Here is a 13,678-nt window from a genome sequence, read left to right as displayed (position 1 = left end):
GGCTGCTGGACGAGGTGCTGGTGCGCTGCGAGCTGCAGCCCGCGCTGGGGCCGCAGCCGCCGGCCGTCGTGGAGGAGATCGCCCGCTGGGTGCAGCACCGCATCAAGACGCTGGTGGGCATCAGCACCCGCGTGGAAGTGCTGGTGCCCGACTCGATCGAGCGCACCCTCACCGGCAAGGCGCGCCGCGTCATCGACCGGCGCCCCAAGTAACGCTGCAAGGAACCGCCATGTACACCCAAGCCATGGACACCCAAGGCCCCGAGTCCGAAGACAAGACGCTGCGCTCCGTCGAGGAGTTCCAACTGCAGCAGCGCTTCGACGCCACCATCGACGATGGCGGCTTCATCGAGGCCAAGGACTGGATGCCGGAGAACTACCGCAAGACGCTGGTCCGCCAGATCAGCCAGCACGCGCACTCCGAGATCGTGGGCATGCTGCCCGAAGGCAACTGGATCACGCGCGCGCCCACGCTCAAGCGCAAGGCGATCCTGCTGGCCAAGGTGCAGGACGAGGGCGGCCACGGCCTGTACCTCTACGCCGCGGCCGAGACGCTGGGCACCAGCCGCGACCAGCTGCTGGCGGCGCTGCACTCGGGCAAGGCCAAGTACAGCTCGATCTTCAACTACCCCACGCTGACCTGGGCCGACGTGGGCACCATCGGCTGGCTCGTTGACGGCGCAGCCATCATGAACCAGGTGCCCATCTGCCGCTGCTCCTACGCACCCTATGCGCGGGCGATGATCCGCATCTGCCGCGAGGAGAGTTTCCATCAGCGCCAAGGCTTCGACTCGCTGCTGGTGATGATGCAAAACGGCACCGAGGCGCAGAAGGCGATGGTGCAGGACGCGGTGAACCGCTGGTGGTGGCCGTGCCTGATGATGTTCGGCCCGCCCGATGACCAGTCGCCCAACAGCGCGCAGGGCATGCGCTGGGGCATCAAGCGCGTCTCCAACGACGACCTGCGCCAGAAGTTCGTGGACGCCACGGTGGAGCAGGCCAAGGTGCTGGGCGTGACGCTGCCCGACCCCGATCTGAAATGGAACGAGGAGCGCGGCCACTGGGACTTCGGCGCCATCGACTGGGACGAGTTCTGGCGCGTGGTCAACGGCAACGGCCCGTGCAACCGCGAGCGCCTGGCCGCGCGCGTGAAGGCCTGGGAAGAGGGCGCCTGGGTGCGCGAGGCCGCGCTGGCCCACGCCGCCAAGCAGGCCGAGCGCGAGCCGCAGGCCGCCTGAGCCCCGACGCATCGAGGAGACGAGATCATGAGCACCGAAGCGAAGAACGAATGGCCGCTGTGGGAAGTGTTCGTGCGCAGCCGCGCCGGCCTGGACCACAAGCATTGCGGCAGCCTGCACGCGGCTGACGCCCAGATGGCGATCCAGATGGCGCGCGACGTCTACACGCGGCGCCAGGAAGGGTCGAGCGTTTGGGTGGTGCGCTCGGACCACATCACCGCCAGCGACCCCGGCGACAAGGGCATGTTCTTCGACCCGATGGAGGACAAGGTCTACCGCCACCCCACCTTCTACAAGCTGCCGGACTCGGTGGACCACATGTAAGGCGGCACCGTCATGCAGGCTTCGATCTCACTTCAACGCGACGCGCGCCAGCAGTACCTGCTGCGCATTGGCGACACCTGCCTGATCCTGGCGCAGCGCCTGGGCGAATGGACCGGCCATGCGCCGGTGCTGGAGGAGGACATCGCGCTGGCCAACATGGCGCTGGACCTGCTGGGCCAGGCGCGCGCGGTGCTCACGCTGGCCGGCGCGCCCCAGGGCCTGGACGAGGACCAGATCGCCTTCCTGCGCGAGGAGCGCGACTACTTCAACCCCACGCTGGTGGAACTGCCCAACGGCGAGGGCCGCCCGGGCGACTTCGCGCTCACGGTGCTGCGCAACGCCTTCGTGTCCACGCAGCTGAAGTTGCTGTGGCAACGGCTGCTGGACTCCAGCGACGAGGAGCTGGCGGCCATCGCGGCCAAGGCCGTCAAGGAGGCGCGCTACCACCAGCAGCACGCGGCCGACTGGGTGCTGCGCCTGGGCGACGGCACGCAGGAGTCGAACCGCCGCATGCAGGCCGCGCTGGACAAGCTCTGGCCCTACGTGGCCGAGCTGTTCGCCCAGGACGAGGTGGACGAGGCCGCGGCCGAGAGCGGGCTGGGCCCGCGCTGGGCCGAGCTGCGCCAGGAGTGGCTGTCGGAGATCGGCCCGCTGCTGCAGGCCGCGACGCTGGCGCAGCCGGCGGACCGGCCCTTCCTGAGCACCGGCCGGCGCGGCGTGCACAGCGAGCACATGGGCTACATCCTGGCCGAGATGCAGCACCTGCAGCGCGCCTTCCCGGGAGGCGCCTGGTGAACGCGGCCCAGCGCGCCGTCCCGACGCGCGTGCAGCGCGCCTGGGACGTGCTGGCCGGCGTGCTGGACCCGGAGGTGCCGGCGCTGTCGCTGTGCGACCTCGGCATCGTGCGCGACGTGCGCGAGGACGGCGAGGCGCTGGAGGTGGTGCTCACGCCCACGTACTCCGGCTGCCCCGCCACCGAGGTCATCGAGCGCAGCGTGGCCGAGGCCGTGGAAGGCGCGGGCCTGGGGCCGGTGCGCCTGAAACTGCAGCGCGCCCCGGCCTGGACTACCGACTGGATCAGCGAGGACGGCCGGCGCAAGCTGCGCGAGTACGGCATCGCGCCGCCGGGGCACCTGGCCGCCGGCGCCGCGGCGCCCATCCGCCTGGTGCCGCGGCGCATCGCGCCGGTGGCCTGCCCGCGCTGCGGCAGCACGCACACCGAGCAGCTCTCGGCCTTCGGCGCCACGGCGTGCAAATCGCTGCACCGCTGCCTGGACTGCCGCGAGCCCTTCGAACACTTCAAGCCCATCTGAGCCGCCATCCCCATGAGTGTCCTGTTCCATCCGCTGCGCGTGCGCGCCATCGAGCCCGACACCACCGAGGCCGTCATCGTCAGCTTCGAGGTGCCGCCGGAGCTGCGCGAGGTCTTCGGCTTCACCCAGGGCCAGTACCTCACGCTGCGCAAGACCATCGACGGCCAGGACCTGCGCCGCTCCTACTCCATCTGCGCCGGCGTGGACGACGGCGAGCTGCGCGTGGGGGTGCGCAAGGTCAAGGGCGGGGTGTTTTCCAACTGGATCAACGCCGAGCTCAAGGTCGGCGACGAGATCAGCGTGATGGCGCCGCAGGGGCGCTTCTTCGTGCCCATCGAGGCCGATGCGCAGCGCCATCACCTGGGCATCGCCGGCGGCAGCGGCATCACGCCCATCCTGTCCATCATGAAGACGGTGCTGGCGCGCGAGCCGAAGTCGCGCTTCACGCTGGTCTACGGCAACCGCTCGTTGCAGTCCACCATGTTCAAGGAAGAGCTGGAGGACCTGAAGAACCGCTACATGGCGCGGCTGGTGCTGCACCACGTGTTCTCCGACGAGCCCACCGACTCGCCGCTGAACATGGGCGTGATGAACCGCGACAAGATCGGCGAGTTCCTGCGCGGCGTGGTGCCGGCGGACTCCATCGACCATGCCTACGTCTGCGGCCCGTTCCAGATGAACGACGAGGCCGAGGCCGCGCTGCTGGGCGCGGGCGTGCCGGAGGACCGCATCCACATCGAGCGCTTCGGCGTGGCGCAAGCCCCCGGCACGGCGCACACGGCCGATGCCGTGGTGCACCAGGCGCAGCCGGGCGACGCGGAGAGCGCGCGCATCGTCATCATCCGCGACGGGCTGCGGCGCGAGATCCAGTTCCACAAGCAGCAGCCCAGCATCCTGGACGCGGCCTCGGCCTGCGGCATGGAAGTGCCGTTCTCCTGCACCTCCGGCGTGTGCGGCACCTGCCGCGCCAAGGTGGTGGAGGGCGAGGTGCGCATGGAGCGCAACTTCGCGCTGGACAAGAACGAGGTCGCGGCTGGTTTCGTCCTCACCTGCCAGGCGCACCCGCTCACCGAGCGCGTGATCCTGTCCTTCGACGAAAGGTAAAGCCGCATGGCCCGCGGACGTGCCGCCAACTACGGCGACCAGCGCGAGATGATCCTGGCGCGGGCGGCGGAGCTGTTCGCCTGCAGCGGCTATCCGGCCACCTCGATGAACCAGGTGGCCGAAGCCGCTGGCCTGTCCAAGGCCACGCTCTACCACTACTACCGCGACAAATACAGCCTGCTGGTGGAGATCACCGAAGGCCACGTGGCACGGCTGGTGGCGATGGTGGAGGCGGTGCAGGCGCAGGACCTGGGCGCCGAGGAGCGCGTGCGTGAGTTGGTGGTGCGCATCCTGGGCGAGTACGCGCACGCGCAGCACGCGCACCGCGTGCTCACGGACGACGTGCGCTTCCTGCACGCCGAGGACAGTGAGCGCATCCTCGACATGCAGCGCCGCGTCACGGCCGGCTTCGCGGACGCGATCGCCCAATGGCAGCCCGGCCAGCAGGCCGCGGGCCTCGCAAAACCCATCACCATGCTGCTGTTCGGCATGGTCAACTGGATGTTCACGTGGCTGCGGCCCGATGGGGACCTGTCCTACGAGGACATGGCCGGCATCGTGGCGGACCTCCTCGTCGGCGGCGTGCCGGCGGTGCGGCCGCCCCAGCGCGTGACAATCGACAAGAGCACCAAGACAGCCCCGCGCCGACGCAGCCCGCTGCGCGCGGAGGCCACATCCACCGAAGGAGACGACGCATGAAAAAGACTTTCAAACTGGTTGCCGCCGCAGCGGCGCTGCTGGCCGCCACGCTGGCGCAGGCTGACATCAACGTCGGCGTGACGCTCTCGGCCACGGGCCCGGCGGCCTCGCTGGGCATCCCGGAGAAGAACACGGTGGCGCTGATGCCCAAGACCATCGCCGGGCAGAAGGTCAACTACATCGTGCTCGACGACGCCAGCGACACCACCGCGGCCGTCTCCAACACGCGCAAGCTCGTGAGCGAGCACAAGGTGGACGTGATCCTGGGCTCCACCACCACGCCCAACTCGCTGGCCATGATCGACGTGGCGGCCGAGTCGCAAACGCCCATGATCTCCATGGCCGCGTCGGCGCGCATCGTCGAGCCCATGGACGCCAAGCGGAAGTGGGTGTTCAAGACGCCGCAGAACGACATCATGATGTCGCTGGCCATCGTCGAGCACATGGTCGCCTCGGGCGTGCGCAACGTGGCCTTCATCGGCTTCTCCGACGCCTACGGCGAAGGCTGGTTCCAGGAGTTTGCCAAGGCCGCGGAGCTCAAGAAGCTCAAGATCGTGTCCAACGAGCGTTACACGCGCACCGACACTTCCGTCACCGGCCAGGCGCTCAAGATCATGTCGGCCAGGCCCGACGCGGTGCTCATCGCCGGCTCGGGCACGCCGGCGGCGCTGCCGCAGAAGACGCTCAAGGAACGCGGCTTCACCGGCAAGATCTACCAGACGCACGGCGTGGCCAACGCGGACTTCCTGCGCGTGGGCGGCAAGGACGTGGAAGGCACGCTGCTGCCCGCCGGCCCGGTGCTGGTGGCGGATCAGCTGCCGGCCTCGCACCCGGTGAAGAAGAGCGCGCAGGCCTACGTGGCCGCCTACGAGGGCGCGCACGGCAAGGGCAGCGTCTCCACCTTCGGCGCGCATGCCTGGGACGCCGGCCTGCTGATGAGCTCGGCCGTGCCCGCGGCGCTGAAGAAGGCGCAGCCCGGCACGCCGGAGTTCCGCGCCGCGCTGCGCGACGCGCTGGAGGCCACCAAGGAAGTGGCGGGCGCGCACGGCATCTTCACCATGTCGCCCAACGACCACCTGGGCCTGGACCAGCGCGCGCGCGTGATGGTCAAGATCGAGGGCGGCACCTGGAAGTACCAGGCCAGCGCGCAGCCTTGATGCGCTGAGGCATTGGGCGTCTCCAGGCGGCTGGAGCGTATGCCAACCACTTCGTCATTCCCGCGCAGGCGGGAATCCAGGCGGCCCCTAAGCTGGCCATGGCCGAACGAGTCGGCGTGCCGGTACTTGGGGCCTTGTTCGGCCTGCATCGGCGCTCACGCTCCGGCGTGGGGCCGCCTGGATGCCCGCCTTCGCGGGCATGACGATGTGGAGGGCGGGGCGCTTGAGCCCGTGGCCTGACGCTGACGAAGCGGTAGTACCCCTCCGGGAAGTCGAACCTCATGGACCTACAAATCGCCCTCTTGCTGGGGCAGGACGGCATCGTCAACGGTGCCGTCTACGGACTCATGGCGCTGGCGCTGGTGCTGGTGTTCTCGGTCACGCGCGTGATCTTCATTCCGCAGGGCGAGTTCGTCGCCTTCGCGGCGCTGTCGATGGCGATGCTGCAGAGCGGCCGCGCGCCGGCGAGCCTGTGGCTGCTGCTGGCGCTGGCGGTGGCCGTGCTGGCGCTGGAAGCCTGGCGCGCGCAGCGCGGCGCCACGGTGGACTGGAAGTCCACGCTGTTCTGGTGCGTGCTGTGCCCGGCGGCCGCCGCGGCGATGGTGGCGCTGCAGCCGCAGGCCCAGGCGCTGCAGGCCGCCGCCACGCTGCTGCTGATCACGCCGCTGGGCCCGCTGCTGTACCGCCTGGCCTACCGCCCGCTGGCGCGCGCCAGCGTGCTGATGCTGCTGATCGTCTCGGTGGCGCTGCACGGCGTGCTGGTCGGCCTGGGCTTGCTGTTCTTCGGCGCCGAGGGCTCGCGCACCAATGCGTTCTCCGAGCTGCGGCTGGACGTGGGGGGGCTGAGCATCACGGGCCAGTCGCTGGTGGTGGTGGGCACCACGCTGGCGCTGGTGGTGGCCATGTTCGTGTTCTTCGAGCGCTCCATCGTGGGCAAGGCGCTGCGCGCCACGGCCATGAACCGCGTGGGCGCGCGGCTCATGGGCATCCCCACCGAGCTCTCGGGCGACGTGTGCTTCGCCTTCGCCGCGCTCATCGGCGCGGTGGCGGGGCTGCTGGTGGCGCCGATCACCACGGTCTATTACGACACGGGCTTCCTCATCGGCCTCAAGGGCTTCGTCGCGGCGATCGTGGGCGGCCTGGCGAGCTACCCGCTGGCGCTGGCCGGCGCGCTGCTGGTGGGGCAACTGGAATCCTTCGCCTCGTTCTGGTCCAGCGCCTTCAAGGAGGTGCTGGTGTTCACGCTGATCATTCCGGTGCTGTGGTGGCGCAGCCTGCGCAGCCACCATGTGGAGGAGGACGAATGAGCACGTCCCACACCGTTTCCGAAACCGTGCCCGCCGCCAAGAAGGTGGAGAGCGCAACCGTCGCGGCTGCCGTGCCGGCCGCCCGTGGAGGCATCACGCCCCGCCACCTGGTGCTGGCCGCGGTGGCGCTGCTGCTGGCCTCCTGGGGCTTCCTGCCCGAGTTCAGCGTCACGCTGCTGAACTACATCGGGCTGTACGCGCTGGTGGCGCTGGGGCTGGTGATGCTCACCGGCGTGGGCGGCATGACCAGCTTCGGCCAGGCGGCCTTCGTGGGGCTGGGCGCCTACGCCACGGCCTGGGCCTGCACCTCGCCCGACGCGGCGGCGCTGTTCGGCGCGCTGCCGCCGGCGCTGCTGCCCTGGGCCGGGTTGGCGCTGGGCCTGGTGATCACCTTCGCGGTGGCCTGGTTCCTGGGCTCCATCACCCTGAAACTCTCGGGCCACTACCTGCCGCTGTGCACCATCGCCTGGGGGCTGAGCCTGTACTTCCTGTTCGGCAACCTGGAGTTCCTGGGCGGGCACACCGGGATGGCCGGCCTGCCGCCGCTGGTGGTGGGCGGCGTCTCGCTGGCCTCGCCGCGGGTGCTGGGGCTGCTGATCTGGGCCGTGGTGCTGCTGGCGCTGTGGGCGCTGCACAACCTGCTGGACTCGCGCGAGGGCCGCGCCATCCGCTCGCTCAAGGGCGGGCGCGTGATGGCCGAGTCCATGGGCGTGGACACCGGTCGCCAGCGCATCAAGCTGTTCGTGCTGGCCGCGCTGCTGGCGGCGGTCTCGGGCTGGTTGTACGCGCACCTGCAGCGCTTCGTGAACCCCACGCCCTTCAACCTCAACATCGGCATCGAATACCTGTTCATGGCCGTGGTGGGCGGCGCCGGCCACCTGTGGGGCGCGGTGCTGGGCGCGGCGCTGATCACGCTGCTCAAGGAGCAGCTGCAGGACCTGCTGCCGCGCCTGCTGGGCAGCAGCGGCAACTTCGAGGTCGTCGTCTTCGGCCTGCTGATGCTGTTCGTGCTGCAGCGCTTCGCCGATGGGCTGTGGCCGCAGCTGGCGGCCGTGGCGCGGCGCTGGCTGCGTCCCACGCCCGTGAAGCTGCCCGCGGCCGCGCCGCTGCCGCAGCGGGCGCTGCCGCCGCGCAGCCAGGTGGTGCTGGAGGCCAAGGACGTGACCAAGCGCTTCGGCGGCCTGGTGGCCAACAACGCGGTGAACCTGCGCGTGAAGGCCGGCGAGATCCTGGCGCTCATCGGCCCCAACGGCGCGGGCAAGAGCACCTTCTTCAACATGATCTCGGGCGTGGACGACCCCAGCAGCGGCGAGGTGCGGCTGATGGGCCAGGCCATGGCCGGCAAGCCCTCGCGCGCCTTCGCGGCGCTGGGCCTCTCGCGCAGCTTCCAGCACGTGCGGCTGCTGGGGCAGCGCACGGTGCTGGAGAACGTGGCCGTGGGCGCGCACCTGCGCGCCCAGCGCGGCTGGATCGCCTCCATGCTGCGCCTGGACCGCGCCGAGGAAGCCGCGGTGCTGGCCGAGGCGCGGCGCCAGATCGAGCGCTGCGGCCTGGGCGCGCACGTGGACACGCCGGCCGCCTCGCTGGCGCTGGGGCAGCAGCGCATCGTGGAGATCGCCCGCGCGCTGGCGAGCCAGCCCGCGGTGCTGCTGCTGGACGAGCCCGCCGCAGGCCTGCGCCACCTGGAGAAGCAGGCGCTGGCGAAGTTGCTGGATCAACTCAGGGCCGAGGGCCTGGGCATCCTCGTGGTGGAGCACGACATGGAGTTCGTGATGAACCTGGCCGACCGCATCACGGTGCTGGAGTTCGGCACCGTCATCGCCGAGGGCACGCCGGCCGAGGTGCAGGGCAACCAGCGCGTGCTGGATGCCTACCTGGGCGGCGGCGACGATATGGGAGTGGCTGCATGAGCAACGGCGCGAACCTGCTGGAGCTGCGCGAGTTCTGCGTCTCCTATGGCGAGGTGGAGGCGGTGCACCGCGTCAACCTCACGGTGAAGGAGGGCGAGATCGTCACCGTGATCGGTCCCAACGGCGCGGGCAAGACCACGCTGCTGTCGGCCGCGATGGGGCTGCTGCCCTCGCGCGGCGAGCTGCTGCTCGGCGGCGAGCGCATCGCGCGGCCGAGCGTGGAGAAGATGGTGGCGCACGGCGTGGCGCTGGTGCCGGAGAAGCGCGAGCTCTTCAACGAGATGTCGGTGGAGGACAACCTGCTGCTGGGCGGCTTCTCGCGCTGGCGCCGCGGCCAGCGCGACCAGCAGGCGCGCATGCAGGAGGTGTTCGAGCTGTTCCCGCGGCTGCACGAGCGCCGCGCGCAGATGTCCGGGACGCTCTCGGGCGGCGAGCGGCAGATGCTGGCCATCGGCCGCGCGCTGATGGCGCGGCCGCGGCTGCTCATGCTCGACGAGCCCTCGCTGGGCCTGGCGCCGCTGATCGTGCGCGAGGTGCTGCGCATCGTGGCCTCGCTGCGCGACCTGGGCGTGTCGGTGCTGCTGGTGGAGCAGAACGCGCGCGCGGCGCTGCAGGTGGCCGACCGCGCCTACGTGCTGGAGATGGGCGCCGTGGCGCTCACCGGCGAGGCGCAGGAGCTGATCCACGACCGCCGCATCATCGACACGTACCTGGGACTGGGTACGAAGAAGGCGGCATAACACGGGCCGCACCGAGTTCCAGCACGCTCTTCACCCGTTCGCGCCGAGGTATCGAAGCATCAGGGCGAACGGGACTCCTTTGCCGGCCCGTATTTCAGGAGACCCATTCCATGACTCCCATCCTCCAAAGCTTCATCGCCGGCCGCTGGATCGGCCAGGAAGCGGCGCAGAGCCTGCGCAGCGCCGTCAACGGCCGCCCGGTGGCGGCCACGCATGCCGAGACCCTGGACTTCGGCGAGGCCGTGGCCTACGCCCGCACCACGGGCCTGAGGAACCTGCTGGCGCTGGACTTCCAGAAGCGCGCCGCGATCCTCAAGGCGCTGGCCAAGTACCTCAACGAGCACAAGGAAGAGCTCTACGCCATCTCGGCCCACACCGGCGCCACGCGCTCGGACAGCTGGATCGACGTCGAGGGCGGCACCGGCACGCTCTTCGCCTACGCCAGCATCGGCAGCAACGAGCTGCCCTCGGGCAACCTGGTCCACGAGGGCCCGGCCATCCCGCTGGGCAAGCAGGGCCACTTCGCCGGCACGCACATCCTGGTGCCGCGCGGCGGCGTGGCGGTGCACATCAACGCCTTCAACTTCCCCATCTGGGGGCTGCTTGAAAAATTCGCGCCCAGCTTCCTGGCCGCCATGCCCTGCATCGGCAAGCCGGCCACGGCGACGAGCTACGTCACCGAGGCGCTGATCCGCCTCATCGAGCGCTCGGGCCTGCTGCCCGCGGGCGCGCTGCAGTTGATCATCGGCGGCACCGGCGACCTGCTGGAGCGGCTCGACGGCTCCGACATGGTGACCTTCACCGGCTCGGCCGACACGGCCGCGAAGTTGCGCGTGCACCCGAACCTCGTGCGCCACTCGGTGCCGTTCAACGCCGAGGCCGATTCCCTCAACTGCGCCGTGCTGGCGCCGGACGTGACGCCGGACGACGAGGAGTTCCAGCTTTTCGTCAAGGAAGTCGCGCGGGAGATGACGGTGAAGGCGGGGCAGAAGTGCACCGCCATCCGCCGCACCATCGTGCCGCGCAACCTGCTCGACCCGGTGGCCGAGGCGCTGCGCGAGCGCCTGCGCAAGACCACCGTGGGCGACCCGGCGCTCGAAGGCGTGCGCATGGGCGCGCTGGCCTCGCACAGCCAGCTCCAGGACGTCGGCGCCCAGGTGGAGCGGCTGCAGCAGGGCGCGGAACTGGTGTTCGGTGCGCGCGACGGCTTCAATCCGCAGGGCGAGGGCGTGTCCGAGGGCGCCTTCTTCCCGCCCACGCTGCTGCTGAGCCGCAACCCGCTGGCGCACGATGCCGCGCATGACGTGGAGGCCTTCGGCCCGGTGAGCACGCTCATGCCCTACGAGGGCCTGGACGAGGCATTGGCGCTGGCCGCGCGCGGGCGCGGCTCCCTGGTGGGCACACTGGTGACCAAGGACCCGGCCACGGCCGCGCGCTTCATCCCGGTGGCGGCGGCGTTGCACGGGCGGCTGCTGGTGCTGGACCGCGAGGCGGCCAAGGAATCCACCGGCCACGGCTCGCCGCTGCCGCCGCTCAAGCACGGCGGCCCGGGCCGCGCGGGCGGCGGCGAGGAACTGGGCGGCCTGCGCGCGGTCAAGCACAACCTGCAGCGCGCGGCGGTGCAGGGCTCGCCCACCATGCTCACGGCCGTGACCGGCGAGTACGTGCGCGGCGCGCAGGTGTTCGAGAGCGAGGTGCACCCGTTCCGCCGCCACTTCGAGGACCTGCGCATCGGCGAGTCGTTGCTGACGCACCGGCGCACGGTGACGGACGCGGACATCGTGGCCTTCGGCGGCATCTCGGGCGACTTCTTCTACATGCACTTCGACGAGATCGCCGCCAAGGACACCGCCTTCGGCCAGCGCATCGCGCACGGCTACTTCGTGCTGTCGGCGGCCGCCGGGCTGTTCGTCTCGCCGGCGCCGGGCCCGGTGCTGGCCAACTACGGGCTGGACACGCTGCGCTTCGTCAAGCCCGTGGCCATCGGCGACACGATCCAGGCGCGGCTCACGGCCAAGCGCAAGATCGACCGCAACAAGACCGACGCCAAGGGCCAGGGGCAGGGCGTGGTCGCCTGGGACGTGCAGGTGACCAACCAGCACGGGGAGATGGTGGCGAGCTACGACATCCTGACGCTGGTGGCCAAGCGCGCATAAGGGCCACCGCGCAGCGGTGGTCGATGCAGGGGCTCTTGCCAGGCCGGCGAGGGCTTCCGTCACGCCTCTTGAAAAGGCAGCTCCACGCTGAAGACGCTGCCCTGGCCAAGCTGGCTGGTCAGCTGCAGCGTACCGCCCATCAGGCCCACCAAGTGCCGCACGATCGAAAGGCCCAGGCCGGTGCCGCCGAAGCGGCGCGTGATGGAGCTGTCGGCCTGGCTGAAGGGCTCGAAGATGCGGGCCTGTTGTTCGCGCGCGATGCCGATGCCTGTGTCCTCAACCTCCAGGCGCAGCCGGGTTCGGCCTTCCCCGCGCGTCAGCACGCGCGCCCGCAGGCTCACGCGGCCCGTGGCGGTGAACTTCACCGCGTTGCTCAGCAGGTTCAGCAGGACCTGGCGCAGCCGTAACGAATCGCCGACCAGTTGCGGCGGCAGGTCCGGCGCCACGTCGCCCTCCAGCATCAGGCCCTTGGCCTGGGCCTGGGGGCGAACCATGGCCAGTACCGATGCCAGCAGCGGGGCCGGGTCGAACGCCTCGTGTTCCAGGGTCATCTCCCCGGCTTCGATGCGCGAGAGGTCCAGCACGTCGTTGGTCAGCGCCAGCAGATGCTCACCCGAGGTCTTGATGTGGCCGACGAATTCCGCGGCCTTGGGCTCCAGCGGCATCTTCTGCAGCAGCTGGCTCAAACCGATGACGCCGTTCAGGGGCGTGCGGATCTCGTGGCTCATGTTGGCCAGGAACAAGCTCTTGGCCCGCGTGGCGGCCTCCGCCTGCTCGGCGCGGCGCGCGAGCTCCCGCTTGCGCTCCAGCAGCGCCGCGTTGGCCGCCTCCAGCTCCGCGGTGCGCTGCGCCACCAGCCCGGTCTGCGTCTGCAGACGCCCCGTCATGGTGTCGACGCCCTCGGCCATGCGGCGCTCGTGGACCATGGACAGGAAACAGATCGAGCAGACCACGATCAGCACCGAGCCTGGCAGCAGCGTGAAGAGTTGCGCGAGCGAGACTGAGCTCGGCGTGAGCTGGGACCCGCTTTCCACGAACCCCAGCACGGCCCGCAGGGCAAAGGCGATGGACAAGCCGGCATAGCAAAACAGGGCCGTCAACATCGAAGGCGAACGGCGCCCGGGCATGCCGCGCAGGATCAGCAAGGCCGTCATGCCCAGGATGGCCGAGAACGCGATCGAAATGGTGACGAAGGCCAGCTGGCGCGGCAGCTCCAGGAAGTAGGACGCCAGCACGCCGCTGATGCCCAGGCCTGCCCAGGCCAGGCTCAGTCCGCGCCGGGGCGGCACGTCGAACAGCCGTGCGTGCGCCTCATGGCTCCAGTGCGGCAGGCCGAACACCAGGACGTTGGCCAGCACGAAAGTGAGCGCCAACGGCGCATGGTTGCGAAAGACATAGAGCAGGAACGCGGTGCCACTGGCCGCCATGGCCTTGCTCCATGCCACGAGGGCGGCCCGGTAGCCGGGCATGGCCTGGACAAAGCTCAGGAACACCACGGCCATCAGGAAGCCCAGCACGCTCAGCGAAAACAGCAGCGTGAGCGGGTCCAGTGACGGACCCTGGAACGGAACCACGCACAACCTCCTGCGTATTACTCCGCCCGCGTCGGGCGAAGCCATGCTGCCACACGCAGGTGTGACGTTCTGCCCACTGTGCTGGTGTCACGAATGAAAAAAGGCTCTCTTGAATTTTGAGTGGGTTGACTTGCCGGCTTTGGGGCTGGCAGCCCTG

The 13,678-nt window shown here is 70.0% G+C and carries 12 protein-coding genes and 1 pseudogene; 12 read left to right on the top strand and 1 reads right to left on the bottom strand.

Annotated features, from left to right (window positions below):
* From Q0741_RS00945 to paaZ, 12 genes and pseudogenes are all read left to right on the top strand, one after another.
* Positions 1-212: pseudogene (locus tag Q0741_RS00945) on the top strand (phenylacetate--CoA ligase); the annotation flags it as partial.
* Between the two features lie 17 nt (positions 213-229).
* Positions 230-1,237 carry a 1,2-phenylacetyl-CoA epoxidase subunit PaaA gene (paaA, locus tag Q0741_RS00940; RefSeq protein ID WP_298231329.1) on the top strand — a complete coding sequence of 336 codons (1,008 nt, stop codon included), beginning with the start codon at positions 230-232 and terminating at the stop codon, positions 1,235-1,237.
* Positions 1,238-1,264: 27 nt separating this feature from the next.
* Positions 1,265-1,561, top strand: a complete 297-nt coding sequence (gene paaB / locus Q0741_RS00935; protein WP_298231328.1) for a 1,2-phenylacetyl-CoA epoxidase subunit PaaB — start codon at positions 1,265-1,267, stop codon at positions 1,559-1,561.
* A 12-nt stretch (positions 1,562-1,573) separates the two neighbouring features.
* Positions 1,574-2,356 (top strand): 1,2-phenylacetyl-CoA epoxidase subunit PaaC, encoded by a 783-nt coding sequence (gene paaC / locus Q0741_RS00930; protein WP_298231327.1) that lies wholly within the window; start codon positions 1,574-1,576, stop codon positions 2,354-2,356.
* A gap of 29 nt (positions 2,357-2,385) precedes the next feature.
* Positions 2,386-2,874: a 1,2-phenylacetyl-CoA epoxidase subunit PaaD gene (gene paaD / locus Q0741_RS00925; RefSeq protein ID WP_298231330.1), complete on the top strand. Its 489-nt coding sequence runs from the start codon at positions 2,386-2,388 to the stop codon at positions 2,872-2,874.
* 12 nt (positions 2,875-2,886) lie between these two features.
* Positions 2,887-3,978: a 1,2-phenylacetyl-CoA epoxidase subunit PaaE gene (gene paaE / locus Q0741_RS00920; RefSeq protein ID WP_298231326.1), complete on the top strand. Its 1,092-nt coding sequence runs from the start codon at positions 2,887-2,889 to the stop codon at positions 3,976-3,978.
* Positions 3,979-3,984: 6 nt separating this feature from the next.
* Complete coding sequence (locus Q0741_RS00915; RefSeq protein ID WP_298231325.1) at positions 3,985-4,677, top strand: TetR/AcrR family transcriptional regulator; 693 nt, start codon at positions 3,985-3,987, stop codon at positions 4,675-4,677.
* A complete protein-coding gene (locus tag Q0741_RS00910) occupies positions 4,674-5,834 on the top strand; it encodes an ABC transporter substrate-binding protein (protein ID WP_298231324.1) in 1,161 nt (386 codons plus the stop codon). Before Q0741_RS00915 ends, Q0741_RS00910 begins: the two co-directional genes overlap by 4 nt.
* A gap of 281 nt (positions 5,835-6,115) precedes the next feature.
* On the top strand, positions 6,116-7,141 hold the full coding sequence (locus tag Q0741_RS00905; RefSeq protein WP_298231323.1) for a branched-chain amino acid ABC transporter permease: 1,026 nt from the start codon (positions 6,116-6,118) through the stop codon (positions 7,139-7,141).
* Positions 7,138-9,051: a branched-chain amino acid ABC transporter ATP-binding protein/permease gene (locus Q0741_RS00900; protein ID WP_298231322.1), complete on the top strand. Its 1,914-nt coding sequence runs from the start codon at positions 7,138-7,140 to the stop codon at positions 9,049-9,051. The genes Q0741_RS00905 and Q0741_RS00900 overlap by 4 nt, the downstream gene beginning before the upstream one ends.
* On the top strand, positions 9,048-9,791 hold the full coding sequence (locus Q0741_RS00895) for an ABC transporter ATP-binding protein (RefSeq protein WP_298231321.1): 744 nt from the start codon (positions 9,048-9,050) through the stop codon (positions 9,789-9,791). The genes Q0741_RS00900 and Q0741_RS00895 overlap by 4 nt, the downstream gene beginning before the upstream one ends.
* A gap of 110 nt (positions 9,792-9,901) precedes the next feature.
* Complete coding sequence (paaZ, locus tag Q0741_RS00890) at positions 9,902-11,947, top strand: phenylacetic acid degradation bifunctional protein PaaZ (protein ID WP_298231320.1); 2,046 nt, start codon at positions 9,902-9,904, stop codon at positions 11,945-11,947.
* A gap of 59 nt (positions 11,948-12,006) precedes the next feature.
* Here paaZ and Q0741_RS00885 read toward each other — a convergent pair whose 3' ends face one another.
* On the bottom strand, positions 12,007-13,521 hold the full coding sequence (locus Q0741_RS00885; protein WP_298231319.1) for an ATP-binding protein: 1,515 nt from the start codon (positions 13,519-13,521) through the stop codon (positions 12,007-12,009).
* Positions 13,522-13,678: the final 157 nt, after the last annotated feature.

The sequence above is a fragment of the uncultured Azohydromonas sp. genome (assembly GCF_937926365.1).
GTDB lineage: Bacteria > Pseudomonadota > Gammaproteobacteria > Burkholderiales > Burkholderiaceae_C > Azohydromonas.
This window is presented reverse-complemented; position numbering and strand designations above follow the sequence as displayed.

Excerpts from the sequence above, each read along its gene's own strand:
- paaA (WP_298231329.1), top strand. The coding sequence starts at position 230 with ATGTACACCCAAGCCATGGACACCCAAGGCCCCGAGTCCGAAGACAAG.
- paaB (WP_298231328.1), top strand. The coding sequence starts at position 1,265 with ATGAGCACCGAAGCGAAGAACGAATGGCCGCTGTGGGAAGTGTTCGTG.
- paaC (WP_298231327.1), top strand. The coding sequence starts at position 1,574 with ATGCAGGCTTCGATCTCACTTCAACGCGACGCGCGCCAGCAGTACCTG.
- paaE (WP_298231326.1), top strand. The coding sequence starts at position 2,887 with ATGAGTGTCCTGTTCCATCCGCTGCGCGTGCGCGCCATCGAGCCCGAC.
- Q0741_RS00915 (WP_298231325.1), top strand. The coding sequence starts at position 3,985 with ATGGCCCGCGGACGTGCCGCCAACTACGGCGACCAGCGCGAGATGATC.
- Q0741_RS00910 (WP_298231324.1), top strand. The coding sequence starts at position 4,674 with ATGAAAAAGACTTTCAAACTGGTTGCCGCCGCAGCGGCGCTGCTGGCC.
- Q0741_RS00905 (WP_298231323.1), top strand. The coding sequence starts at position 6,116 with ATGGACCTACAAATCGCCCTCTTGCTGGGGCAGGACGGCATCGTCAAC.
- Q0741_RS00900 (WP_298231322.1), top strand. The coding sequence starts at position 7,138 with ATGAGCACGTCCCACACCGTTTCCGAAACCGTGCCCGCCGCCAAGAAG.
- Q0741_RS00895 (WP_298231321.1), top strand. The coding sequence starts at position 9,048 with ATGAGCAACGGCGCGAACCTGCTGGAGCTGCGCGAGTTCTGCGTCTCC.
- paaZ (WP_298231320.1), top strand. The coding sequence starts at position 9,902 with ATGACTCCCATCCTCCAAAGCTTCATCGCCGGCCGCTGGATCGGCCAG.